The organism is Micromonospora sp. NPDC049051, from assembly GCF_043197575.1.
Taxonomy (GTDB): Bacteria; Actinomycetota; Actinomycetes; order Mycobacteriales; family Micromonosporaceae; genus Micromonospora.
The window spans coordinates 927,825-952,246 of record NZ_JBICTL010000004.1; the positions used below are offsets into that span (position 1 = coordinate 927,825).

At 74.7% G+C, this 24,422-nt stretch carries 20 protein-coding genes; 13 read left to right on the plus strand and 7 right to left on the minus strand.

The genetic code is table 11. From position 1 onward, the window contains the following. Positions 1 to 55: 55 nt before the first annotated feature. The gene (gene pepN, locus ACGFIR_RS21075; RefSeq protein WP_392999283.1) at positions 56 to 2,605 is read right to left on the minus strand and encodes an aminopeptidase N; all 2,550 of its coding nucleotides are present in this window, start codon (positions 2,603 to 2,605) and stop codon (positions 56 to 58) included. 210 nt (positions 2,606 to 2,815) lie between these two features. Here pepN and ACGFIR_RS21080 point away from each other — a divergent pair, with 210 nt between their 5' ends. From ACGFIR_RS21080 to ACGFIR_RS21095, 4 genes are all read left to right on the plus strand, one after another. After that, the gene (locus ACGFIR_RS21080; protein WP_392999285.1) at positions 2,816 to 3,439 is read left to right on the plus strand and encodes a disulfide bond formation protein DsbA; all 624 of its coding nucleotides are present in this window, start codon (positions 2,816 to 2,818) and stop codon (positions 3,437 to 3,439) included. Positions 3,440 to 3,772: 333 nt separating this feature from the next. Further along, positions 3,773 to 4,222: a hypothetical protein gene (locus tag ACGFIR_RS21085; protein ID WP_392999287.1), complete on the plus strand. Its 450-nt coding sequence runs from the start codon at positions 3,773 to 3,775 to the stop codon at positions 4,220 to 4,222. Between the two features lie 90 nt (positions 4,223 to 4,312). After that, positions 4,313 to 5,512, plus strand: a complete 1,200-nt coding sequence (locus ACGFIR_RS21090; protein WP_392999289.1) for a DUF1015 family protein — start codon at positions 4,313 to 4,315, stop codon at positions 5,510 to 5,512. A gap of 72 nt (positions 5,513 to 5,584) precedes the next feature. Beyond that, complete coding sequence (locus ACGFIR_RS21095; RefSeq protein ID WP_392999291.1) at positions 5,585 to 6,052, plus strand: ribose-5-phosphate isomerase; 468 nt, start codon at positions 5,585 to 5,587, stop codon at positions 6,050 to 6,052. Between the two features lie 39 nt (positions 6,053 to 6,091). Here ACGFIR_RS21095 and ACGFIR_RS21100 read toward each other — a convergent pair whose 3' ends face one another. Continuing rightward, entirely contained in the window at positions 6,092 to 6,451 is a 360-nt protein-coding gene (locus tag ACGFIR_RS21100; protein WP_392999293.1) for a hypothetical protein, read from the minus strand. A 246-nt stretch (positions 6,452 to 6,697) separates the two neighbouring features. Between ACGFIR_RS21100 and ACGFIR_RS21105 the strand changes: the two genes are divergently transcribed. Further along, entirely contained in the window at positions 6,698 to 7,243 is a 546-nt protein-coding gene (locus tag ACGFIR_RS21105) for a hypothetical protein (RefSeq protein WP_392999295.1), read from the plus strand. A gap of 145 nt (positions 7,244 to 7,388) precedes the next feature. Here the strand turns inward: ACGFIR_RS21105 and ACGFIR_RS21110 are convergent, their stop codons facing one another. Then, positions 7,389 to 7,652 (minus strand): hypothetical protein, encoded by a 264-nt coding sequence (locus ACGFIR_RS21110; protein WP_393146556.1) that lies wholly within the window; start codon positions 7,650 to 7,652, stop codon positions 7,389 to 7,391. A gap of 179 nt (positions 7,653 to 7,831) precedes the next feature. Here ACGFIR_RS21110 and ACGFIR_RS21115 point away from each other — a divergent pair, with 179 nt between their 5' ends. The 6 genes from ACGFIR_RS21115 (at position 7,832) to ACGFIR_RS21140 (ending at position 16,074) form a co-directional block, all read left to right on the plus strand. After that, complete coding sequence (locus ACGFIR_RS21115; RefSeq protein WP_392999299.1) at positions 7,832 to 8,629, plus strand: S1 family peptidase; 798 nt, start codon at positions 7,832 to 7,834, stop codon at positions 8,627 to 8,629. Positions 8,630 to 9,084: 455 nt separating this feature from the next. Beyond that, positions 9,085 to 12,213: an amino acid adenylation domain-containing protein gene (locus tag ACGFIR_RS21120; protein ID WP_393146558.1), complete on the plus strand. Its 3,129-nt coding sequence runs from the start codon at positions 9,085 to 9,087 to the stop codon at positions 12,211 to 12,213. Between the two features lie 39 nt (positions 12,214 to 12,252). Continuing rightward, positions 12,253 to 13,242 carry an aldo/keto reductase gene (locus tag ACGFIR_RS21125; RefSeq protein WP_392999303.1) on the plus strand — a complete coding sequence of 330 codons (990 nt, stop codon included), beginning with the start codon at positions 12,253 to 12,255 and terminating at the stop codon, positions 13,240 to 13,242. A gap of 58 nt (positions 13,243 to 13,300) precedes the next feature. Further along, a complete protein-coding gene (locus tag ACGFIR_RS21130; RefSeq protein ID WP_393146560.1) occupies positions 13,301 to 14,038 on the plus strand; it encodes a hypothetical protein in 738 nt (245 codons plus the stop codon). Beyond that, complete coding sequence (locus ACGFIR_RS21135; RefSeq protein WP_393146562.1) at positions 14,035 to 14,892, plus strand: family 3 encapsulin nanocompartment shell protein; 858 nt, start codon at positions 14,035 to 14,037, stop codon at positions 14,890 to 14,892. Before ACGFIR_RS21130 ends, ACGFIR_RS21135 begins: the two co-directional genes overlap by 4 nt. A 12-nt stretch (positions 14,893 to 14,904) precedes the next feature. After that, complete coding sequence (locus tag ACGFIR_RS21140; RefSeq protein ID WP_393146564.1) at positions 14,905 to 16,074, plus strand: MFS transporter; 1,170 nt, start codon at positions 14,905 to 14,907, stop codon at positions 16,072 to 16,074. A 257-nt stretch (positions 16,075 to 16,331) separates the two neighbouring features. On the opposite strand, the gene ACGFIR_RS21145 is transcribed toward ACGFIR_RS21140, so the two are convergent. The 4 genes from ACGFIR_RS21145 to ACGFIR_RS21160 form a co-directional block, all read right to left on the minus strand. After that, positions 16,332 to 17,429, minus strand: coding sequence for an NAD(P)/FAD-dependent oxidoreductase (locus ACGFIR_RS21145; protein WP_392999311.1), 1,098 nt, complete (start codon positions 17,427 to 17,429; stop codon positions 16,332 to 16,334). Between the two features lie 145 nt (positions 17,430 to 17,574). Next, complete coding sequence (locus tag ACGFIR_RS21150; RefSeq protein ID WP_393146566.1) at positions 17,575 to 18,798, minus strand: S8 family peptidase; 1,224 nt, start codon at positions 18,796 to 18,798, stop codon at positions 17,575 to 17,577. Between the two features lie 118 nt (positions 18,799 to 18,916). Beyond that, the gene (locus ACGFIR_RS21155; RefSeq protein WP_393146568.1) at positions 18,917 to 22,033 is read right to left on the minus strand and encodes an Hsp70 family protein; all 3,117 of its coding nucleotides are present in this window, start codon (positions 22,031 to 22,033) and stop codon (positions 18,917 to 18,919) included. A gap of 89 nt (positions 22,034 to 22,122) precedes the next feature. After that, positions 22,123 to 22,542, minus strand: coding sequence for an ASCH domain-containing protein (locus tag ACGFIR_RS21160; RefSeq protein WP_393146570.1), 420 nt, complete (start codon positions 22,540 to 22,542; stop codon positions 22,123 to 22,125). Between the two features lie 96 nt (positions 22,543 to 22,638). On the opposite strand from ACGFIR_RS21160, the gene ACGFIR_RS21165 reads away from it, so the two are divergent. Together ACGFIR_RS21165 and ACGFIR_RS21170 are read left to right on the plus strand one after the other, a co-directional pair. Further along, positions 22,639 to 23,919, plus strand: a complete 1,281-nt coding sequence (locus tag ACGFIR_RS21165) for a TolB family protein (RefSeq protein WP_393146572.1) — start codon at positions 22,639 to 22,641, stop codon at positions 23,917 to 23,919. A gap of 48 nt (positions 23,920 to 23,967) precedes the next feature. Then, positions 23,968 to 24,348, plus strand: coding sequence for a hypothetical protein (locus ACGFIR_RS21170; RefSeq protein WP_392999319.1), 381 nt, complete (start codon positions 23,968 to 23,970; stop codon positions 24,346 to 24,348). Positions 24,349 to 24,422 lie beyond the last annotated feature (74 nt).

Sequence of the window (24,422 nt, forward strand, 5' to 3'; positions counted from 1 at the left end):
CGGTGAAGCCCGGTCCGCCACGCGGACCGGGCTTCACCGTGTGCTGACGCTTACGTCAGGCGCTGCGGGCGTCCCGCTCGCGGGCCCGCAGGGCGCGGACGACGCCGTCGCGGCCCTCCGCCACCAGCCGGCGCAGCGACGCCGGCTGACCGTCGCCGGCCAGCCACGCGTCGGTGGCCGCCACCGTCTCGTCGTCCACCAGGAACATCGGGTACGCCAGCTGGACGAACTCCTGCGCCGGCTCGCTGTCCCGGCTGCCCCAGACCTGGTCCACCACGGCGAAGTACTTCTCCCGGTAGGGCGCGATCAGCTCGTCCTGCGCCGGGTGGATGAAGCCCTGCAACAGTGCCCGGTTGCGCCAGTTCGGCAGCGCCTCCGGGCCCGTCAGCTCGGCCCACACGGCGGCCTTGTTCTCCGCCGTCGGCAGCAGCGCGTGCGCGTACGCGGCCTCCCGCTCGCCGCTCGACGTCCGGTCGCCGGCCAGCTCGGCCTCGATCTCGGCGGTCCCGGCCGCGCCGTTGGCGACCAGCGCGTCCAGCAGCGCCCAGCGCAGCTCGGTGTCGATGGACAGGCCGGCCGGGACGTCGTTGCCGGCCAGCCAGCCGCGCAGGGTCGCCAGGTCCTCGGCCGAGCGGGCCGCCTTGGCGTACGCGCGGGCCCAGGTCAGCTGGAATCCGCTGCCCGGCTCCGCCGCCGCCAGCGCCGTACGCGCGGTGCGGGCCAGCTGCGCCCAGCCGGTCGGCGCCCACGCCGGGTCGGCGTAGTAGGTGAGCGTCGTGATGGTCTGGCGCAGGGCGGCGTTGACCAGGTTGATGTCGGTCTCGGCGGGCAGCCCCGCCAGCACCAGCGCCACGTAGTCGCGGGCGGCCAGCTCCGCGTCGCGGGTCATGTCCCAGGCGGCGGTCCAGCACAGCGCGCGGGCCAGCGACGACTCGAAGCCGGCGATGTGCTGCACCACGGTGGCCATCGACCGCTCGTCGAGGCGCAGCTTGGTGTAGGTGAGGTCGTCGTCGTTGAGCAGCAGCACGTCGGCGGCGGGCACGCCGCGCAGCGCGGACACCTCGGTCCGCTCCCCGGTGACGTCGACCTCGTGGCGCTCGCGGCGCACCAGCCGGCCGTCGGTCAGGTCGTAGAGACCCACCCCGATCCGGTGCGTACGCAGCGTCGGGTGCCCGGCCGGCGCCTCCTGGAGCACGACCACCTGCTCGTAGCTGCCGTCCGCGCCGATCGTCAGCTCCGGCCGCAGGGTGTTGACCTGCGCCGTCTCCAGCCACTGGGCGGCGAACTTGCGCAGCTCCCGGCCGGAGGCCGTCTCCAGCTCGCTGAGCAGGTCGTCGAAGGTGGCGTTGCCCCAGGCGTGCTTGGCGAAGTAGGCCCGCAGCCCGGCCAGGAACGGCTCCTCACCCACGTACGCGACCAGCTGCTTGAGCACGCTCGCGCCCTTGGCGTAGGTGATGCCGTCGAAGTTGACCTCGACGGCCTCCAGGTCCGGCATCTCGCAGTAGACCGGGTGGGTGGAGGAGAGCTGGTCCTGACGGTAGCCCCAGTTCTTCCGGATCGACAGGAAGGTCGTCCAGGCCTCGGTGAAGCGGGTGGCGTGGGTGTTGCACCAGTGGCTGGCCCACTCGGCGAACGACTCGTTCAGCCACAGGTCGTTCCACCAGCGCATGGTGACCAGGTCACCGAACCACATGTGCGCCAGCTCGTGCAGGATCGTGTTCGCCCGCTGCTCGTACTCGTAGTCGGTCACCTGGGAGCGGAAGAGGTAGTGCGCCTCGGCGTGCGTGACGCAGCCGAAGTTCTCCATCGCGCCGGCGTTGAAGTCGGGCACCCACAGCTGGTCGTACTTGGGCAGCGGGTAGCGCACGCCGAACTGCTCGTGGAAGAAGTCGAAGCCCTGCTTGGTGACCAGGAAGAGGTCGTCCGAGTCGAGGTGCTGCGCCATCGAGGCCCGGCAGAACGCCCCCAGGTCGATGCCGTCGTGGGTGTCGCGCACCTCGTGGTACGGCCCCGCGCAGAGAGCGGTGATGTAGGTGCTCATCCGCACCGAGGTGGGGAAGTGGACCGTCTTCAGCCCCTCGCCCGCCGCCTCCTCCCGCTCCACCGGCATGTTCGAGACCACCTTCCAGTGGTCCGGGACGGTGGCGTGCCAGGTGTAGACGCTCTTCAGGTCGGGCTGGTCGAAGCAGGCGAAGACCCGCTGGGCGTCGGCCGTCTCGAACTGGCTGTAGAGGTAGGTCTCGCCGTCGACCGGGTCGACGCTGCGGTGCAGGCCCTGCCCGCTGTTCGAGTACGCGAAGTCCGCCTCGACGACCAGCGTGTTGTCGCTGTCCAGTCCCGACAGGGTCAGGCCCTTCTCGGCCGACCAGTCGCTCAGGTCCACCGGGGCGCCGTTCAGCGTCGCGGACCGTACGGAGTCGGCGGCAACTTCGATGAAGGTGCTCGCGCCGGGTTGCGCGCACCGGAACCGGACCTCGGTGGTCGAGCGGAAGGTGCGACCCTCCGCCGCCCGTACGGCGGACGAGAGGTCCAGACTGATGTCGTATCCGGTCACGTCGAGCAGGCGGGCCCGCTCGGTGGCCTCGACCTGCGTCAGGTTGCGCACTCCCGGCACTTTTCGTCTCCATCCCGTCTCGCCGCACGCCTCTTGGCGCCGTCATCGGCCGTTCGTGGCGGCCGGATTCGAGTCTTCCATGCACGAACACCCCGTGGTGGGCGAGGTCACGCTCTCATTCTGCTGTCGGTCGATGCCCGTGGGGGTGAGGATCGCAGAAGGCGCCGGGAAGCCGGCGCATCCGTCGTGAAGGGACCAGCCGTGAGCGAGCGTGCCGCCGTAGACATGTTCTTCGACCCTCTCTGCCCGTGGGCGTGGATCACCTCCCGTTGGCTGCTGGAGGTGGAGCGGGTTCGGGACGTGGACGTCCGGTTCCGCGTGATGAGCCTGTCGGTGCTCAACGAGGGCCGGGAGCTGCCCGAGCAGTACCAGGAACTGATGCGGACCGGCTGGGGCCCGGTGCGCGTCTGCATCGCGGTGGAGGAGCGGTACGGCCAGGACGCCGTACGCAAGCTCTACACCGCGCTGGGCACCCGGATCCACCTCGGGCGGGAGAAGCTCGGGCGGGAACTGTTCGTGGCCGCGCTGACCGAGGTCGGGCTCGACCCGGCGCTGGCCGACGCGGCCGAGGGCACCGACCACGACAAGGCGCTGCGGGCCAGCCACGAGGCCGGCATGCGTCCGGTCGGCACCGACGTCGGCACCCCGGTGATCCACGCGCCCGGCCCGGACGGCGGCACGGTCGCCTTCTTCGGCCCGGTGGTCACCCCGGCGCCGAAGGGCGAGGCCGCCGGCCGGCTCTGGGACGGCGTCCTGCTGGTCGCCGGGACCCCGGGCTTCTACGAGCTGAAGCGTTCCCGGGACCGCGACCCGATCTTCGACTGACCGCCCCCGCTCTGGTCGAACCGCCCCGCTCTGGTCGAGGGCCCGCGTCGGCTTCCCGGCCGTGGGCCCTCGCCCGGCCGTCGGCCCTGCCTGGCCGTGGCCCTGCCTGGCCGTGGCCCTTCGCCCGGCGGTGGGCCTCTCGCCCGGCGGTGGGCCTCTCGCCCGGCGGTGGGCCTCTCGCCCGGCGGCGGGTGGACCCATCGCCCGTCGCGGGGCGGGGACCAGGCGGGGAGGGGTGCGGGGCGTCACCGGGACGGCGGCGGGATCGTTGGCCCCGGTGTCCGCCGCAGCGACCCGCAGGGCCGCACCCCGCAGCTCGTGGAGGCAGTTCCGATGGCCAAGCACCGTGTGCCCGGTGACGATCCGTCGACCCGGGAGGGGGTGACCGAGCGCCCGGACACGGCGTACTGGTCGGTCGACGACTCCCGCTGGCCGGCGGTCCGCCCCGACCTTCCCGCCCACATGGTGGACCTGCTCGCCCCGCCGATCGTGGTCGGTGTCGCCCGCGTGCCGGTCACCTCCCGGCTCACCCCGCCGGCCGGGCACCGGCCGGTCGTGCCCGTCGTGCCCGCCGAGCACCGGCCCGTCGTGCCCGCCGAGCAGCCCGTGCCCGCCGAGCGGCCCGTGGTGCCCGCCGAACACCGGCCGGTGCCGGCGACCTCGGCCGGGCCCCGCAGGATCGTTCCCGCCGGGCCGGGTGCGCCGGGCCGGCGACCGGCGGGCGCTCCCACGCCGGGCGGTCGGCACCGCCGGGCGGCGGGACAGCCCGACCGCACCGCCTGAGCCCGGCGCCGCCCGGTAGCTCTTTCATCTGGTGGACCCCGCGCGGGTCCCGCGTCGGCGGGACCCGCGTCGCCGGTAGCGTCTTCGCACATGACGGTCGTGCATCCGATCGCCCGGGCCTGGATCACCACTGGCGGCACCGGCGCGCAGAACTACGACGAGTTCGCCGACGACGCGGAGATCACCGCGATCATCGAGGCGAACCCGCACAGTGCCCTCGGCATCGAGATGCCGCACCGGGCGCCGGAGAGCCTGGGGAAGTCGTTCCTCGACGCCCTGCCGGACGCGGTGGCCCGCCTGGCCGAGGCGAAGGCCGACGGCAGCTACACCCCGGCTGAGCAGGTCGTGGTCCTCTACCGGATCAGCGCGCCGGGGGAGGAGCACGCGTACGGGCTCTTCGCCATGGTCGACACCAACCAGATCTCCACCCGGGCCGACGAGCCCGGTCTGGTCATCCGCAACGAGGACGTCTTCATCGCCAAGGTGCGCGAGCGGGTCGCCCTCGCCGAGGCGCTGGGTCACCTGCTGTCGCCCGTACTCCTGCTGCAGACCGGGCGTGGCGACGAGCTGCACGCCGCCCTCGCGGCGGCGACCGACGCGGCCGGGGCGCCGGCGGCGACCGACACCGACCAGGCCGGCCGCACCCACGCCATCTGGCTGCTCGGGCCGGGCCCCGAACAGGACGAGCTGACCGCGCTGGCGGGCGGCGGCGAGCTGGTCGTGGCCGACGGCAACCACCGCAGCCTGGCCGCGCAGACCGGCGGACTGCCGCGCTTCCTGTCGGTGATCACGACCCCGGCGTCGGTGGCGATCCAGCCCTACAACCGGCTGGTCAGCGAGCTGACCACCAGCGCCGACGACCTGCTCGCCCGGCTGCGCGCCGCCGGCGCGCAGATCAGCCCGATCGACGGCCCGGTCGAGGTCCCGGCGGGCGGTGGCACCGTCCACCTCCGTCTCGCCGGGCAGGGGTACGCGGTCACCCTGCCGCACGTCGGCGACAACCGGCTGGAGAACCTGGACCACGCCCTGGTCGAGCGGCTGCTGCTGCGCGACGCGCTCGGGCTCGACCCGGGCGACAAGCGGATCACCTATGTCGGCGGCGACTACCCGGCGAGCTGGCTGACGGGCGAGGTCGACGCCGGCCGGGCGGAGCTGGCGGTGCTCGTCGCCCCGGTGACGGTGGACGACTTCGTCGCGGTCAACCTGGCGCGGGAGAAGATGCCGCGCAAGAGCACGTGGTTCACCCCGAAGGCGCGCGGCGGCCTGGTGGTCGCCGAGCTGTCCCGCTGATCGTGTGACGAATCCGCCTCCGGGGCGCCGCCCGCGCGTCGTCCCGGAGGCGCGCCTGACAGACTGCGCGGTATGCGCGTCTACCTGGGATCCGACCACGCCGGTTTCGAGTTGAAGGTGCACCTGGTCAACCACCTGACCAAGGAGGGGCACGACGTGGTCGACGTCGGCCCGCACGCCTACGACCCGGACGACGACTATCCGGCCTTCTGCCTGCACACCGGTGACCGGGTGGTGGCTGACGCCGGCAGCCTCGGGGTGGTCATCGGCGGCTCGGGCAACGGCGAGCAGATCGCCGCGAACAAGGTGGCCGGTGTCCGGGCGGCCCTCGCCTGGAGCATCGACACCGCCCAGCTGGCCCGCGAGCACAACGACGCGAACGTCGTCGCGGTCGGCGCCCGCCAGCACACGCTGGACGAGGCCACCGCCATCGTCGAGGCGTTCCTGACCACCCCGTTCTCTGGCAACGAGCGGCACGCCCGCCGGATCGCCCAGATGGCCGACTACGAGGCCACCCGGCAGCTGCCTGCCCTGCCCTGACCGCGCTGTCGGTCGCCCTGGCGGCCGGGCGGTGCGGGATCACGCTCCCGGGGGGCCGTTTCCTGCCTGGGTCTGCGGTGCGCGGCGGGGGAGGTCCTCGCGGGGCGTCCAGTTGCGGCGGATGAGCACCACGCGTTCCTCGGCCGCGGCCAGGTCCTCGTCGGTGGGGCGGGAGGCGTCGCGGGCCCGCATCGCGGCGGTCACGCTCACCTGGGAGGAGCCGGGGCCGACGAGACCACGCAGGCCGCGGTCGCCCTCGTCGCCCGGGCCGCTCCGGCGGCCCCGCGGCGGCTCGGGGCCGTCGTGCACCCCGGCGGTCGTCGCGTTCGGGCCCTCGGCCCCGCGCGTCTCACCGGTCGGGTGCCGTAGCCGGCGCCGGCGGCGCTCCGTGTCCCCCATGAGCCGACCGTACCGCCCCGGGCCGATCGGTGCCGGCTGCGGCTCTCGCCGGCGCGTGGCTGGCCGGGGTCTGGTGACCTCGGTCACGACAGTGCGTCCGCCGGCCGTCGCCGGGCCCCGCCGGCCCGGTTCGGGCTGGTGACCGGTGCTCGTGCCCGGTGCGGCCTCGGCGACCGGTTTGCCGGCTGGCTACCCTCGGAACGGACGGCGGCCGGTGGTCGCCGTCGGTCCAGGGGAGGGGACGAGATGGCCGACCAGACGCAGCCGTGGGCCGAGCGGACCGTCGAGGTGCCGCCGCAGCCCGGTGTCGGGGTGCCGCCGCAGCGCGACGCGTTCCAGCGGGGAGTGGCCTCGGTCGGCCAGTCCCGTACGTCGCGCACGGAGCCGTTCCCCGTCGTCGAGCACGAGCCGACGGGTACGGGATGGCCGGACGGGCCGGCGCCGCGCCGGCCGCTGAGCTGGCACGTCGAGCAGTTGAAGCGCGGCGGCGAGTGGAGTGCGGCCGGCGCGCTCTTCGCCTTCGTCTGCTGGGGGATCTGGGCCATCTCGGGCGGTGGGAACCTGGGCGGTCCGTTCCTGATCTTCCTGCTGAGCCTGCTGGTGGCCGCCGGTCTCTTCGCGCTGGCCCGGCTGCTCGGCCGGGTGGTGCTGGAGCGGCAGCTGGGCCGGATCCGGCGCAGCGCGCGGGGCGCGCACCTGGTGACGGCGGTCTTCCTGGCCGGTCTCGGGGTCGCCTATCTCCAGCAGACCGAGTGGGTCATGTCGGCCTGGAACTGGATCAGCACCAACTGACCGTACGCCCGGGCGGGCCGGCCTGCGCCGCCCGCCCGCGCGCCGGGTCGCGGGGTCTCGCGACCTTCGGTCGTTCCACCAGGTCGCCGGCCGCTTACCCGGCCGGCCGCGGTTCATCCGTGTCCGGCCGGGGCTGATCCGCAGGTCAGTGCTTCCCGCCGTGGCCCTCCGCGTCCGCCTTCGGGGAGGCCACCCGGGCCTGCGGGTCCTCGACGCCGGGCTCCCCGCCGTCCGGGGCCACCATCCCGTCGTAGTTGTAGATCGTGCCGTCCTCGTGCTGCTTCGTGGTGCGGACGTAGCGGTGCATCATGCCGTCGAGTTCCACCTCCACGAGGGCGTCGCCGCCCGTGTCGATGGTGCTGCCGTCGCGGGGTCCGCCAACCAGGTGTGCCTTCGTGTTCGTGTCCATGTGCACGCCGTACCCGGGCCGTCCCGGCGCAAAACGGGCGGCGCCCGGTGCCGCCGGCAGCTCCCGGTCGGGCGGTATGACCGACGCGGGATGTGCACTCATCGACAGTTATCCATATGCTCCCGCCATCGGTTTCCGGTGCGCCGCCTCGGCGCGGCGCGAGGGTTCGGGAGGCTCCCATGGTCCGTTGGCGCACACTCGTCGGCCGGTTGGCCGCCGCGCTGGTGGCGGTCACCGCCGGCTCGTTCGTCCTGGCCGTTCCGGCCTCCGCCAGGCCCGCGCCCGAGGTCACCCCGTACGTCGTGGGCGGGACGCTGGCCGCGCAGGGCGAGTTCCCCTTCATGGTCCGGCTCTCGATGGGCTGCGGCGGTTCGCTCTACAGTTCGCGCCTGGTGCTGACGGCCGCGCACTGCGTCGGCGCGACCGGTACGAACACCAGCATCACCGCCACCCTCGGCGTGGTGGACCTCCAGTCGTCGAGCCGGATCCAGGTGCGCTCGAACTACGTCTACCGGGCGCCCGGCTACAACGGCTACGGCAAGGACTGGGCCCTGATCCGGCTGGCCACGCCGGTCACCACGCTCCCGACGCTGAAGATCGCCACCAGCACCGCGTACGACAACGGCACCTTCACGGTCGCCGGCTGGGGCGCCACCCGCGAGGGCGGGGCGCAGCAGCGCTACCTGCGCAAGGCGACCGTGCCCTTCGTCGACGACGCCACCTGCAACTCGTACTACGGGGGCGACATCATCCCGAGCGAGGAGATCTGCGCCGGCTACGCCAGCGGCGGCATCGACACCTGCCAGGGGGACTCGGGCGGCCCGATGTTCCGGCGTGACGCGAGCAACGCCTGGATCCAGGTCGGGATCGTGAGCTGGGGCAACGGCTGCGCCCGCCCCTCCTACCCCGGCGTCTACACCCAGGTGAGCACCTTCGCCCCGGCGATCGCCTCCGCGGCGGCGAGCCTCGGCGGCTGAACCGAACCACCCTCGGGGCCCGGCCGGCTCGTCCGGCCGGGCCCCCGCGCGTGCCCGCCATGGTCGCCCCGCCCGCTACCGTCCGTCATCGCACCTGCTCGCCCCCTTGGCGCGGTCGGGCCGTCCGCCCCCGCCGCCCGCCGGCCCGTGCGGCCGGTGGCGGGCGTCGGATCTGCGCGCCTGCCGCCGTGGGCGCGAAGGATCGCCTGGTGGGGGGCCTGTCCGCCGGATGGTCGACGGGTGGCCGGCGGGCGCCGGCCCCGGTCGCCACTCCCGAGCGATGGAAATCGATGTAGCAGAAAGTTGCATATTCCCTGCCGTCGATCAGCCCTCTAGTGTCCTTCACCAGCGGCCAGACCATAGACCAGGGGCGATAAGTTGCCTTGCCGTGCGTCGGTGCGGATTCGTCCCTTCTGCGGTGCACTGGCCGGGCGGGCTCGGGGACAGGAGGCGTGATGACGGCGGGCGACACCGGATCCGCGGCGGCGGCTTCCGTCTGCGACGGGACGACGTACCGGTACACCGCCACGCCTCCGGCGGCCGTCGGGGCCGCGTCACAGCACGACGGGTCCTTCCTGCCGGTGCCGGCCATGATCGAACAGCGCGTCGACCTGCACCCGCAGCGCCGGGCGGTGTCGTTCCGGGGCCGCTCGCTGACCTACCGGGAACTCGACGACCTGGCCAACGGCGTCGCCGCCACCCTCGCCACGCGGGGGATCCGCCGGGGCGACCTGGTGCCCGTCCTGCTCGCCGACGGGCTCGAACTGCCCGTCGTCGACCTCGCGCTGATGAAGCTCGGCGCCGCCTTCGTACCCGTCGATCCCGGCTGGCCGGTGGACCGGCTGCACGCCTCGCTGCGGGTGATCCGGCCCCGGCTCGCGGTGGTACGCGGCGCCGACCCCCGCCCCGACACCGGCGACGTCCCCTGCCTGCCGGTGGACCTCGACGACGTCACGCCGACCCGCCGCCGGCCCGGCGTGCCGCTCGGCCCGGCCGACCTGATCTACGGCATCTTCACCTCCGGCACCACCGGTACGCCGAAGTGCGCGCTGAACCGGCACGACGGGATCGCCAACCGGCTGGTGTTCATGACCCGCCACTTCGCGGCCACGGGTGCCGAGGTGGTGCTCCAGAACAGCCGGCACACCTTCGACTCCTCGGTGTGGCAGATGTTCTGGCCACTGACCACCGGCGGTCGCACGGTGGTGCCGGTCGAGGGCGGCTTCCTCGACGTGGAGCGGACCGTCCGGACGATCGCCGACGAGGCCGTCACGATGACCGACTTCGTGCCGAGCGTGCTCGGCGCGCTGGTCTCGGTCCTGGACCGGGATCCGGCCGCCCGGCGGGGCGTCGCCTCGCTGCGCAACGTGATCGTCGGCGGCGAGGAGATCGACCCGTGGGCGGTGCACCGGCTGGTCGAGCTGGTGCCGGGAGTGGCGGTCACCAACGGCTACGGCCCGACCGAGGCGTCGATCGGCATGATCTTCCACACCGTCTCCCGTACCGACGGCGACGTCATCCCCATCGGCCGGCCCATCGACAACTGCCACGCCGCCGTGGTGGACGACGAGCTGCGGCCCCTGCCGCCCGGCGAGACCGGCGAGATCGTCATCGGCGGCGTGTGCCTCGGCGAGGGCTACGTCGGCGACCCGGCCCGGACGGCCGAGGTGTTCGTGCCCAACCCGCTGCCCGGCATCCCGGGCCCACGGCTCTACCGCACCGGCGACCTCGGCCGGATCGCCGCCGACGGCCGCCTGCACTTCGCCGGCCGCCGCGACCACCAGCTCAAGGTCAACGGCGTGCGGATCGAGGCGGGTGAGATCGAGGCCGCCGCCACCCGGCTGCCCGGCGTACGGCAGGCGAAGGTCCTGCTGGCCCGCGAGCAACGGGGCAAGTCGCTGGCCCTCTTCCTCGCCGCCGACGCGGAGGTGACCGAGCCGCAGGTGCGCGCGCACCTGCGCCGGCTGCTGCCCCGCGCCCACGTGCCCCGGCACGTCGTCGTACGGGACGCGCTGCCGCTGACCGGCAACGGCAAGGTGGACCGGCGGGCGCTGGAGAGCTGGCTGGAGCGTACGCTCGCCGAGCGGTCGCGCCCGCCGGCCGTGCCCGCCGACGCGCGGACCCTGCCGGAGCGGGTGCTGGGGGTGTTCCGGACGGTCCTCGGCCGGCCCGACCTCGACGCGGACGCCGACTTCCTCGACGCCGGGGGCGACTCGCTCCAGGCCCTCGACGTGGTCACCGCGCTCGGCGCGGACCAGAGCCTGCGGGTCGGCGTGCAGGACCTGTTCACGCACCGCAACGCCGCCCGGCTCGCCCGCGCGCTCGCCGTGCGACTGCGCACGGCCGACCCCACCGAGACCGAGGACGACCTAGTGCGGCGGGACGCGGTGGTCCCGGCCGACCTGCCCATCCGCCCGGTCGGTCGGCGCCGCGTGCCGCGTACGGTCCTGGTCACCGGGGCCACCGGCTTCGTCGGCGCACGCCTGGTCCACGAACTGCTCGCCACCACCGACGTCCGGGTGCTGTGCCTGGCCCGCGCGGCCGACGACGCCGAGGCCACCGCCCGCGTCGTCCGGGCGCTGGCCGAGCGGGGCCTGTGGCGGCCCGGCCACGGCCTGCGCCTGCACGGGTACGCGGCAGACCTCGGCAGCCCGGCCCTCGGGCTGACCCCGGAGGCCTGGGCCCGCCTGGCCCACGACTGCGATCTCGTGCTGCACGCCGGGGCGCTGGTCAACTTTTTGTTCGACTACCGGGCGCACCGGGCCGCGAACGTCCTCGGCACCGCCGAGCTGCTCCGGCTCTGCCTGACGGGCCGACCGAAGCCGCTGCACCACGTCTCCACCCTCGGCGTCCTCGACAGCGAGGCCGCCCGCCACGCCGAGCCGCTGCCCGAGACGTACGACCCGGCCCTCGCCGTCCCGCCGACCAGCGGCTACAGCCGGTCGAAGTGGGTGGCGGAGCGGTACCTCGACGACGCCCGGCGGCGCGGCGCGACCGTCACGGTGCTGCGCCTCGGCGAGGTGATGCCCGCGGCCGACGACGGGCACCCCAATCCCCGGGCCCTGACCCATCTGCTGCTGGCGGCCTGCCACCGGCTGCGGATGCGCCCCGACGCGCCCGTGCGCTCCGACTGGACGCCGGTGGACTGGGCCGCCCGGCGCATCGTCGCCACCGTGGTCGACCCGCGCCAGTGGGGCGCCACGCTGAACGTCCTGCACCCCGTGAGCGTCGACTTCACCGACCTGCCGCTGGGCGGCGCGGACGCCCTGCCCCGGGTGAGCTGCGCGCGGTTCCTGGCGGGGCTGCGCGACGCGGCGGCCGGGGGCGACCGCGACGCCGCCGTGCTGCTGGCCCTCTTCCCGCCCGGTGTGGGCACCGACGAGGAGCGGCTGCGCGCGATCTTCGCGAGGCTGCTCACCGACAATCCCCGGCTGTTCCGGCGCGACGGCTGCGCCGCGCTGGAACGGCGGCGGGGCTTCACCGACCACCGGCTCGGGCCGTCCGTCGGCGCCTACCGCGCCTGGCTGGGCGAGCACGTGCGCCGGGACGCCGACCGGCTGCTGCTGCCGGCGGGACCAGGGTGACCGGCCGCGCGCGGCGCGGTGACCGGCACGGATGAGGGAGTGGAATTGCGATACCGCAGGATGGGCCGGCTCGGCTGGCAGGTCAGCGAGGTCGGGTACGGCATGTGGGGCATCGGCGGGGGGCCGGGCGGCTTCACCGGCTGGGACTACGACACCGCACCGGCCTGTCTGGACGAGGCGGTGGAACAGGGCTGCAACTTCTTCGACACCGCCTGGGTCTACGGCCGGGGCGTCAGCGAGCAGCTCCTCGGCGGCCTGGTGCGCCGGCACCCGGACCGCCGGCTCTACCTGGCCACGAAGATCCCGCCGAAGAACCGCGAGTGGCCGCCCGGCCCGCAGGACTCCCTCGACGACGTCTTCCCGGCCGAGCACATCCGCGAGTACACGCACCGCAGCCTCGAGAACCTCGGCGTGGACCGGATCGACCTGCTCCAGTTCCACGTCTGGGAGGACCGCTGGGCCGCCGACGGCCGCTGGCAGGAGGCGATCGCGGACCTCAAGCGGGAGGGCGTGGTCGACGGGGTGGGGATCAGCGTCAACCGCTGGGAGCCGACGAACTGCCACGCCGCCCTCGACACCGGCCTGATCGACGTCGTGCAGGTGATCTACAACATCTTCGACCAGGCGCCGGAGGACGAGCTGTTCCCGCGCGCCCAGCGGGACGACATCGCGATCATCGCCCGGGTCCCGTTCGACGAGGGGACGCTGACCGGCACGCTGACCGCTGACAGCACCTGGCCGGAGGAGGACTGGCGCAGCACCTACTTCGGGCCGGAGAACCTGCTGCCCAGCGTGGAGCGCGCCGAGCGGCTGGCCGCCGACGTACCGGCGGGCATGACCATGCCGGAGCTGGCGCTGCGGTTCATCCTGCACCACCCGGCGGTGAGCACGGTGATCCCCGGCATGCGCCGCGTCGAGCACGTCCGCGCCAACCTGGCCGTCAGCGACGGCGTACCGCTGGACGCCGGGGTGCTGGAGACGCTGCGCGGCCACCGGTGGGACCGCAAGCCCACGTCGTGGTCGCAGTGAGCGCGGCCCGCCGCGGGGCCGTGCCGGGGCGGCGGACGACGCGGTACGGGAGGCCGGCATGCCGGTGATCGCCATGTGGGCGCATCCCCGGGCGCTCTCCACCGCGTTCCTGCGCATGATGATCGCCCGCGGTGACGTCACCGTCGTCCACGAGCCCCTCGTCACCCTCGTCGACGAGGGGCACGTCGAGCTGCCCGCCGTCGACGGCGGCACCGTCACCGTGACCGACGCGTCCGAGGTCGTCGCGCACCTGCGGGAGCTGGGCCGGGACCGGACGGTCTTCGTCAAGGACACGCTCGAATACCGCTACGAGCACCTGTTCGCCGATCCCGGGGCGATCGCGGACGTCACGCACACCTTCATCGTCCGCGACCCGGCCCGCACGATCAGCTCGCACTACGCGATCAAGCCGACCGTGACCTGCCCGGAGATCGGCTACGAGCACCAGTGGGAGTTGTTCGACCTGGTCCGCCGGACCGCGCACCGGCCGCCCGTGGTGATCCGGGCCGAGGACCTGCTGCGCAACCCCGGCGAGACGGTGTCGGCCTGGTGCGAGGCCGTCGGGCTGCCGTTCCTGCCGGAGGCGCTGAACTGGGCGCCGGGGGAGCGCACCGAGTGGCAGCGCACCCGCAAGTGGCACCTCGACGTCGAACGCACCTCGGGCTTCTCTCCGGTCGAGAAGTCCTTCGAGGTGACCGTCGCCAACAACGACACCCTGCGGTCGTACCACGACCACCACCAGCCCTTCTACCAGCGGCTGATCCGGCACGCCATCTGCATCGGAGAGGACTCATGACCACCACCGCCGCGCCGCCCGTGACCGCGTCGTCGACCCTGTCGCCCGGCGAGCTGTTCGCCCGCGCGTACGCCGATGATCCCGCTGGCGCCGAGGTGCGCTTCGACTACACCATCACGGACGCCTTCCAGCCGACCAAGGAACGGCCCCGGGTGACCGTCCGCAACCTGTTCCGCAAGCGGTCGGTCGGGATGGACCCGGTGCGGTTCTGGTGCGAGGGCCGGCCCGAGGCGGCGGAGGCCGCCGCGGTGCACGAGTCGGGGCTGCGCCGCGAGGCCGCCTTCCGGTTCGGCACCGCCACGGCCGGCGTGCACCCGATCCGGGCCTGGGTACGCATCCCCGAGGAACTCGCCGACGACCCGGAGGCGCTGGCCGTCTTCATCGACTACCGGCTGCTGGTCCGCCTCGCCACGGCGGAGAACCAGGCGCTGACCATCGGCGAGGGCGGCCTGCTGCGGCACCCGGAGATCGGGCGGCTGCCGTACCGGCACGACTGGCTGAGCGGCCTGCTCGCCGCCTGCGACGAGATCGAGCAGACCGGCGCCACCCCGCACGCGATGATCGTCAACCCGCGGGACTACTACACCCACCTGCTCGGGAAGGGCTCCTTCCTGACGGACCTGACCCGCAACGGCGTCCAGATCAGCCGTACGCGGATGGTGGCGCCGGGCGAGGCGGTGGTGGGCGACTTCGCGATGGCGGCCCGACTGCTGGACGCCGGGCGCTCGGCGATCCGCGTCGACACCCCGCCGCCGGGCACCTTCGCCACGGACGGTCCGGCCGTCTGCGCCGAGATCCACGAGGGCCTGGCCGTGCACCTGCCGACCCACTTCTTCCACGTCGTACCGGCCTAGGAGCGTCACCGCATGACCACGACCGGCGGGAAACTTGCGTTCTACCGGCCCATCGTGCCGCTCTTCGCCGCCATCTTCCTGTGCCTGCTCGGCGTGGGCGCGTCCCTGGCCGTGCTGCCGTTCTACGTGCTCGACGAGCTGGACGGCAACCGGGTCGAGGTGGGGGTGGTGATCGCCGCGATCGCGGTCTCCGCCGTGATCGCCCGGCCCATCGCCGGTCGGTTCGGTGACCGGCACGGGTACCGGACGGTGATGCTGGGCGGGGCGGTGGTGTGCGCCGCCGCCGGGGCGGCCTACCTGGTGGCCGGCAACGTCGGCGTACTGGTCGGCGTCCGGGTCCTGCACGGGGTGGGCGAGGCGGCCGTCTACACCGCCGGCGCGGCCTGGCTGGTGGCGCTCGCGCCGGCCGACCGGCGGGGCCGCGTCGTCGGCCTGTACGGCATCCACATGTGGCTGGGCATCACGCTGGGCGCCCTGCTCGGCGCGGTGCTGCTGCGTACCTCCGGCTATCCGGCGGTGTGGCTGTTCACGATCGTGGCGGCGCTGGCCGGGGCGGCGCTCGTGGCCGTCCGGCCCGGGCCGGAGCAGGCGAGTGCGGCGGGCCCGGCAGGCATCCTGCCGCGCAGCGCGGTGGCGCCGGGCGTCGCGCTCTCCCTGGCCGGGTTCGGCTACGCCGCGCTGGCCGCGTTCGTGGCGCTGCACCTGGCCGAGCGGGGCGTCGAGAACGGCATCGCCGCGTTCAACGCGTTCGGCTTCACCTATATCGGCGTCCGGCTCTTCGTGGGCGGGCTGCCAGACAAGCTCGGCGCCGGCCGGGTGGCCGTCGGGTCGGCCCTGGTGGAGGCGGTCGGGCTGCTGCTCGTCGCGGTCGCGCCGAACCTGCTGGTCGCGATCATCGGCGGGCTCGTGGTCGGCGCCGGGCTCTCGCTGCTCTTCCCGGCGCTGGCCCTGCTGGTGATCAACCGCACGGACCCGGCCCACCAGGGGGCGGCGCTCGGCGCGTTCACCTCGTTCTGGGACATCGGCCTGGTCGCCGGGGCTCCGCTGGCCGGCCTGGTCGCCAGCGTCGCCGGCTACCCGGCGGTCTTCCAGGTGATGCTGGTGGCGGCGCTGGTGTCGGCCGCCATCTCGGCGCTGACGATGCTGCCCCGCCGCTCCCTGGTGGACCAGCACCCCGGCTGACCGGCCACCCCCGATCCCGTCCGGCTCTCCGACCGCCGCCGACCTCGTGCACGGCGGCGGTCCGCCCGGGCGGGATCGGGCACGCCGGGCGGCGGGGACGGCGCTCCCGGGCCGTCCGGGCGGGGTCGGGCGCGCCGCGAGGCGGGGGACGGCGCTCCCGGTCCGGGGCGGGTTGCCCGGGCCTTCCGGGTCGGCACCGCCGGGCCTTCCGGGTCGGCACCGCCGGGCCTTCCGGGTCGGCACCGCCCGACGAGACGTCAGGGGAGGCGGGAGGGGCAGAAGGGCGCGGGGTCGACGGGCGGCGTCTCGTCGACCGCCAGCGCGGCGAGCAGGGCGCCCGCCGCGGGCGCGGTCTGGACCCCGTAGCCGCCGAGCCCGGCCATCCAGAGGAAGCCCCGCGTGTCGGGCGCCGGGCCGATCACGGGCACGTCGTCCGGGGCGGCGGTCCGCAGCCCGGCCCAGGCCTGGTGCACGCGCCGGATGTCCAGCGTGGTCGCCGCCTGCACCCGGTCGACGCCGATCGCCACGTCGAGGTCGTCGGGGCGGGCGTCGCCGGGCGGCACGGGGGTGGTGTCGCAGGGGGAGACCAGCAGGCGTCCCGACTCCGGTTTGAAGTAGAAGTTGCTGTCGACGTCGCCGACCATCGGCCAGTGCGCCGACGCGACGCCGGCCGGCGCGTCCACCAGGAAGGCGGTGCGCCGCAGCGGCGTCAACCCCATCGGTCGTACGCCGGCGGCCGTCGCCACCTCGTCGGCCCAGGCGCCGGCCGCGTTGACGACGACCCGGGCGGTGAACTCGCCGGCGTCCGTGGTCGCCTGCCACCCGTCGCCGGCGCGCCGCAGCCGGCGGACCCGGGCGCCGCACACGACCCGCCCCCCGGCCGCCCGGACGCCCCGCAGGTAGCCCTGGTGCAGCGCGGCGACGTCGAGGTCCCGTACGGCCGGTTTCACCATCGCCCGCAGGCACCACTCCGGCCGCACGACGGGGCAGTGCCGGGGCAGCTCGGCGACGTCGATCTCGCGGGCGGGCGGGTCGACCTCGGCCCCGTCGTGCAGGGCCGCCTCGAAGGCCTTCTCGCCGCCGGGCGGGCAGAGGGTGAGTACGCCGCGCGGGGTGAGCAGCGGGTGCTCGCTGAATCCGGGCGGCGGCGCGGTGAGGAAGCGCCGGCTGGCCCGGGTCAGCGCGCGCACCGCCGGTCCGCCGTAGTACTCGGAGAACGTGGCGGCCGACCGGCCGGTGGAGTGCTGGCCGGGCACCTGTTCCGTCTCCAGCAGCACCACGGTCCCGTACGCGGCGAGGTGGTGTCCGGCACTGGCGCCCGCGATGCCCCCGCCGATGACCAGATAGTCGATCATCGATCAAAAGGTAGTCGGCGAGCCCCGCCGGGACAAGGGTCGACCGCTGCCGATGCCGGTGTCGTCGTCGGGGCGTCGCGAGCGTGGCCGGGCCGCGCGGCCCGCCGGTGCGTCGGGCCGCGCGGTCGGGCGTCGGGCTGCGCGGTCAGGGGCCGCAGTAGAGCAGGCGGTTCGCCGTGCCGCTGACCACCCCGGTGACCACGCTGGTCGTCGCCCTGCCGATCAGGTAGGCCGCCACCTGGGCGGGGCTCCAGGTCGGATTCGTCGAGAGGGCGAGCGCTGCGCAGCCGGCGACGTGCGCGGCGGCCATCGAGCCGCCGCTGAGGACGGCCACCGCCGCGTCGCCGGTGTGCCAGGTGGAGGTGATGGTGGCGCCGGGGGCGTACAGGTCGAGGCAGCTGCCGTAGTTCCCGCTCGGCATCCGGGCGTCGGTGCTGGTGGTGCCTGCCACGGTCAGCGCCGCCGCCACCCGCGCGGGGGAGTAGTTGCAGGCGTTGGCGTTCGAACTGCCCGCCGTGACGACGTAGGTGACGCCGGACGCGATCGACTGGTTAACCGCGTTGTCCAGCGCCGTGCTGGCGGCGCCGCCGAGGGCCAGCAGCGCCACCGCCGGGCGCACCGCGTTCGCGGTGACCCAGTCGACGCCCGCGATCACCTGGGAGAAGGTGCCGCTGCCGGCGCAGTTGAGCACCCGTACCGGCCGTAGCTGGATCTCCTTGGCCACCCCGTGCCGGGTGCCGCCGATGGTGCCGGCGAGGTGGGTGCCGTGGCCGTTGCAGTCGTCCGCCGGGCCGCCGTCGACGAGGTCGACGCCGCCGCCGGCCCGGGTGCCGAAGTCGGTGTGCGTGCTCCGCGTGCCCGTGTCGATGACGTACGCGTGCACGTTGTGCGCGGTGTTCGGGTAGGCGTACCGGCCGTCGAGCGGCAGGTGGCGCTGGTCGATCCGGTCCAGCCCCCACGACGGCGGGTTGAGCTGCACGCCCGGCCCGACGAGGGTGACCACGCGGTCCCGCTCCACGTACGCCACCGCCGGGTCGGCGGCGAGCCGGCGGGCCGCGCGCTCGGGCAGGTGTGCCACGAATCCGTTGAGCGCGTGCCCGTAGACGCGGTCGACGGTGGCCCCGTAGCGGTCGGCCAGCCGCCCGGCGGCGGTCGTGACGGCGGCCCGCCGGTCGCCGGCGGAGCCCAGCGCCTCAGCCTTGAGCACCACGACGTATCCGTCGGTCGTGGCGTTCGCGGCACCGGCGTGCAGGATCTCGCCGGTGGCCGGGCTCGCCGCGGCGGGGACGCCCATCGCGGCGACGAGCGCGGCGGCGGCGAGTACGCCCACCGAGCGGGCCCGCCATCTCCGGGTACGGGGAAGTGTCATCTGCCGGTCCTCCTCCTGTCGGCCCCGCGCCGGCTCGTGACCGGGAGGCGGGGCAACCTGGCCGTTGGAAGGAGGCTATCGGCTATATAGATCCATCTAAATGGATCTGGTCTGTCGGCTACTCGGCGAAGCGGTAGAGCACGAAGCCGTACGGGGACTGCGCCCCGGCGTCCCCGCGCTCCCTCCCGGCGCCGCAGACGACCACGCTGGTGTTCCACGAGCAGGTGTCGCTGCGGACGTCCTCCAACTGGCCCAGCTCGCTCACCTCGCCCGAGCCCACCGACAGCCCGGCGACGCTGCGGTCGTCCTCGCCCGAGCTGGGCGGGTCGGCGAAGAGCAGCAGGTTGCCCGCGTCGAGCCGGACCGCCACCCCGCCCCGGTCGGACAGCACCGCGCGACCGTCGGGGGCGAACAGCGTGCCGGCCGACCTCGGGGACGTCCGCCGGGCGAGCACGTGCTCGCCGAGCGGCACCAGCACCTCCGCCTCCGGCGCCTTCCAGGTGGTGACCTTCTCCTCGGTCGCCGCCACCACCTCGGCGGTCTCGTCGTCGCCGCCCGCGACCTCCAGCAGGCACGCCCGCCGCTCGCCGCAGGGCACCAGCGCCTCCGGCCGGCGCTTGTCGTCCCTGGCGGTGTACAGCACCTTCGGCTGGGCGTCGCTCGTCAGGTCGTACGCGAGCAACTGGTAACCGGCGTCGTCGCGGGCCACGTAGAGCCGGTCCTCGTGCGCCACCACCAGGTCGTCGTGGTCGGCCACCCCGGCGCGGCTGCGGAGCACCCGGCCGTTGCCCATGTCGATCAGCCGCACGGACCGGTCCGCGCCCACCTGCACGATCCGGCTGACGTCCCCGCGCCAGGGATCGCGCGGGGAGCCGTCGAGGAAGGCCGGGCCGCCCCGCGCCTTGTCGTTGCCGACCCGGTGGACGCGGGTCCGGGCGTTGTCGTACTCGTCGCGCGGGCTGGGCAGCGTCCAGGCCTCCCCGCCGTCGCCGAGGCGCAGCCCGACCAGCCGCTTCCCGGCGCGGTCCACCTGCACCGCGACGCCGTCGCCGAAGATCACGTCGTCGTTGCCCAGGATCGACCGGCGCCACCGCTGGTCGCCGGAGGCGCCGTCGAGCAGCACGAGGTCCCGCGGGTTGTCGTCGCCGATGGCGTCGGCGAAGACCGCGACCGCGCCGGGGACCGCGACGATCCCCTTCCACCGCTCGGCGGACACCCCGGTCTGCTTCCGCCACTTCACCGCGCCGGTGCCGGCGTCGACCGCCACCACCTCCAGCCGCCTGTCGTCGAGCGGATACCCGAGATAGGCCCGGTCGCCGAGGACCGCCGTGAACATGTCCGTCGGCCGCTGCGTGCCGGCGGGGACCCGGGCGACGAGGTCGACGGTGCGGAACTCCAGGGCGGGGTAGCGGTCCCGGGTCAGGTACAGCACCGCCGCGGTCGCCACGCCGGCGAGCGCGAGGACGGCGGCCAGCGAGATCCAGAGCGCCCGGCGTCGGGGGCGCCCCGGTCCGCCCCGGCCGCCGGGTGCCGGCGACACCGGCATCCCGGAGCCGGGTACGCCGGGCCAGGCCCCGCCCGGCGCCGCGTACGGTGCGGTGCCTCCGGCCGGTACGCCCGAGGCCGGGTCCGCCGCCGGCGCCCACGGCGACGCGTACGGCGTGGTGCCTCCCGGGGGCGCGTAGGGCGCGGTGCCTCCGGCCGGCGCGCCCGGCGACGGGTCGGCGGCCGGCGTCCACGGTGCGGACTGCGACGGGACAGCGCCCGGCGGTGCGAACAGGGTGGCCGGTGGCGGCGCGGCGGACGCGGTCGGCGGGCCGGCGACCATGGTCGGCGTCAGCCCGCCGGGCATGGCCGGCGTGACGCCCTCGGGCCCGGCGACGGCGGTCGGCGTGGGTGTCGGGCCGGCGGGCACCGTCGGCGCGTTGCCGTCCCCGTCGCCCGGCGCGGCGGGCGGTGCCGGCGCGGCGGGATCGGGTGGTGCGGCCCCGGCCGGCTGCGTCGGGGCGGCGGGATCGGGTGGTGCCGCTCCGGCCGGTTGCGCCGGGGCGGCGTGTTGCGCCGGAGCGGCGAAGGCGTCGGCGGTCCGGGCGCGCCGGGGCAGGGGCAGGTCGGTCAGTGCCCCCTCGGCCACCGGCAGTTCCGGCTGCTCCAGCACCGTCGGGGCGACGCCCAGCTCGGCGTGCAGCAGTCGGGCCACCATCGGCATCCGGGTGGCGCCGCCGACCAGGAACAGGCCGGAGAGCTGCTGCGGGTCGAGACCGGCCGCGCCGATCACCTCCCGGGTCACGGCCACCGCCCGGCCCAGCAGCGGCGCGGCCACCCGCTCCAGGTCGGCCCGGGTGAGCGTGACCGCCGCCTCCACCCCCGGTACGGCCACCGGGGCGGCGGGGACCCGCGACAGCATCTCCTTGGCGCCCCGGACGTTCTCCCAGAGTTCGTGGCGCTCCCGCCACTGCGTCGCGGACTCCGGGTGGGTCAGCCGCGCCCACCGGGCCGGGTGCGCCTCGGCGACCAGCTCGCCGAGCCGACCCAGCAGGGCCGCGTCCACGTCCAGGCCACCGAGGTCGTCGGCGCCGCCCGCCGTGACGACCGTGAACCCGGAGTCGCCCCACGGATCGGCGCCCTCGTTGCGCAGCACCGCGACGTCCAGCGTCCCGGCGCCGAAGTCGAAGACCGCGATCGTCCCGCCCACCGGCACCGGGCGGCGCAGCACCTGGGTGTAGTAGCGGGCGGCGGCCACCGGCTCCCGCAGCAGCCGGGTGCCCGGCGGCGTGGGACCGGAGAGCGTGTGTTCGGCCGCCGACGGCCAGCCGGCCGCCGCGAGCGCGTCGGCCAGCACCTGACGTCGGGCGTCGTCCCAGGTGGCGGGGCAGGTGAGCACCGCCGGGGGCAGGAACCCGACCGCCTCTACGGCCGCCCGGGCCACCGCGTGCAGCGTGGCGGCCAGCAGCTCGGCCGGCCGGTACCGGCGATCACCCAGCAGCACCGTGGGCTCGTCGACGCGCCGCTTCGGGTTCGGTTCGTACCGGCCCGGGTCGGTACGAGCCAGCCGCTGGGCGTCCCGGCCGGCGTGCAGCAGCCCGTCCGCGTCGGCGTACACGCCCGAGGGGATGATCGGCTGTCCGTCCACGAGCAGGGGGCGGGTGTGCCCGTCGGGCCGACGCAGCACGGCGACGGTGTGGGACGTGCCGAGGTCGACGCCGAGGGCGTACCCCTCGTGCTGGCCTGCCATCTGCCGTTACCTCCGCGGGACGAGGGGATGCCCGGTCCCGCATCGTACGCAGCAGCCGCATCCGCGCCGATCCCGCCCTGACCGGCGGATCAGACGACGTGCACCAGCCGGAAGCGCTCGACCAGCACCGGGGTGTCGTCGTCGACGGTGAAGCCCGGATCGCCGAGTTCCTCGCGTACCTCCGCGCTGTGCCAGAACGTCTCGTGCCCGGCCCGCCACTGCGCCACCGACCCGTACCCCTCGCCCTCGTCGAGGGCGTGTCGCAGGTCGACGTCGGCGAGCCGGACCACGCGTACCTCGGTCACCTCGATCACCGCGACCCGCCGGCCCGCCGAGTCGAGCACCGCCGAGCGTTCGCCCACCTCTGGCATCGGCTCGCCCGTACGCTCGTAACTGAGCACGAGGCCGGACGTGGAGGTCTTCGCGCCGGACAGGATCGCGCTCACCAGTTGGTCCCGCAGCGGCCCCGGGAACGCGAACTCGGCAGTGGGAAGACCGTCAATTTCCACCCCGGCAGGGTACGCGCACAAGCCGCTCGGAAGCTCTCGGATTTGTCGACGGCCTCGGCGTCCCCCGGTCCCGCTCGGCTCCGGTCTAATGGAGCCATGCCCAAGCGCCGAGCATCGGCCGTCGCAACCGTCATCGCCGCGGCGGCCGTCGTCATCGTCGCCGGGCAGACGCCCGGCTGGCTCGCCGCGCGGGCCGACGCGGCTCCCGCCGAGGCCGTCCCGAGCCGCGTACGGGATCCGTGGCTGTGGCAGGCGACCGTGGGGCAGCACCCGGTCGGCCCGGCCTCGGTGCTCTTTTTCACCGCGCACACCCGTTACTTCGAGTCCACCGGGGTCGTGGTCGGCCGGGCCGGCGGCTACCGGCTGTTGCCGATCAGCGTGGGCGAGCAGCACGGGCTGCTCTCGTCGGACGGCAGGTGGTACCTGCGCCCCGGTACCGGCAGCCTCGTCGACCTGCGGACGGGCGACGAACGGCCCGCGCACCGGCCGGGCCTGCGCCCGTTGGCCTGGTCCCCGCACGGCGGGCAGGTCCTGTTCACCAGGGACAACGACGACACCGTGATCGCGTACGGGCCGGACAACCAGCAGCTCGACGACCCGTCGAAGCCTGACGACCTGCTCACCGTCGATCCCTGGAGCGGGGCGGAGCGGGTGATCCCGGTCGGCACGTTCGCCAGCCACAGCAGGGCGGCCTGGTCCCCCGACGGGTCGCTGCTCGCCGTGACGGGCCGGGCCGACCCGACCGCTGAGGCCTCCGAGCGGCAACGGTTGGTGGTGATCGACCCCGTCGGGGGCGGGGTGCGTTGGCAGGTCGAGCTGGGCGAGCAGCGGCAGCTGGCGGGCCGGGGCGCCTGGAGCCCCGACGGACGCCGGATCGCCCTGCTGACGTACGACGGCTGCGCCCGGTGCGTCGACACCGCCGAGCTGCTCCGGCGCTCGTGGCGGATCGAGTACCTCGACGCGGCCACCGGCCGCCCGGTCGACGGCGTCACCCCGGTTCGCGGCTCGGCCGTGGAGCTGGTCGCCTGGCGCAACGGCGAACCGGTGGTGGAGCGCCAGTCGCAGGAGGCGGACCACGCGAAGCGGCACACCGTTCTCGCGGCGGTCTCCGCCCACGGCGGTGAGCAGGTGCTGCTGACCGCCCCGGGCGGCGTCAGCGACGTCGAGGTGCCCGGCGACCTGCTGGCCCGGGCCGCGTACGGTGGCCCGGAGCCGCGTCCGTCCCCGTTCGCCGCACCGCCGTGGTGGTACGCCGCGCTCGCCGTACCGCCACTGCTCGTCGTCCTGGCACTGGCGCGTCGGCGGAACCCGTCGGGAGTCCGCGCCGGATGTGATCACGGCGGTTCGGCAGACCCGCCGGATGCCCGACCACGGTGACGGAGGTGAACAGCTCCGGCGCGCGACGGCTGCGGTACCGTCTCGGCCATGCGGACAAGGCCTGCGGGACGGCTCTCGTTGCAGCTCGACTCGATCTACTGCGCGGTGGCCGCGCTGTCGCTGATCCTCTTCGTGAATCCGCTGTCCGAGCGGCTGTCCGTACCCCCGGCGGTGACCATCGCGATCGCGGTCGGTGTCGGCGTGTGGGCGTTCCTGCTCCACCGCGTCGCCCGGCGTCCCAGGCTCCGCCCGTGGCTGATGGTGGTGCTCATCGCCAACGTCGTCGCGGCCACGCTGCTCGCCGCGTTCGCCGCGGTCCCGCCGTGGGACGGTGCCTTCACCCTGCTCGTCGCCGCGGTGGCCGTCGAGGTCGGAGCGTTCGCGGTCAGCCAGGCCGTGGCCCTGCGCCAAGCGGTTCCCTGCGGCTGAGAGAGCCGACCGCATCCGGGTAGCACCCCACCGGCGTACCGAGATCGCGTCAGGCCGCATCTCGGCCTGACGCG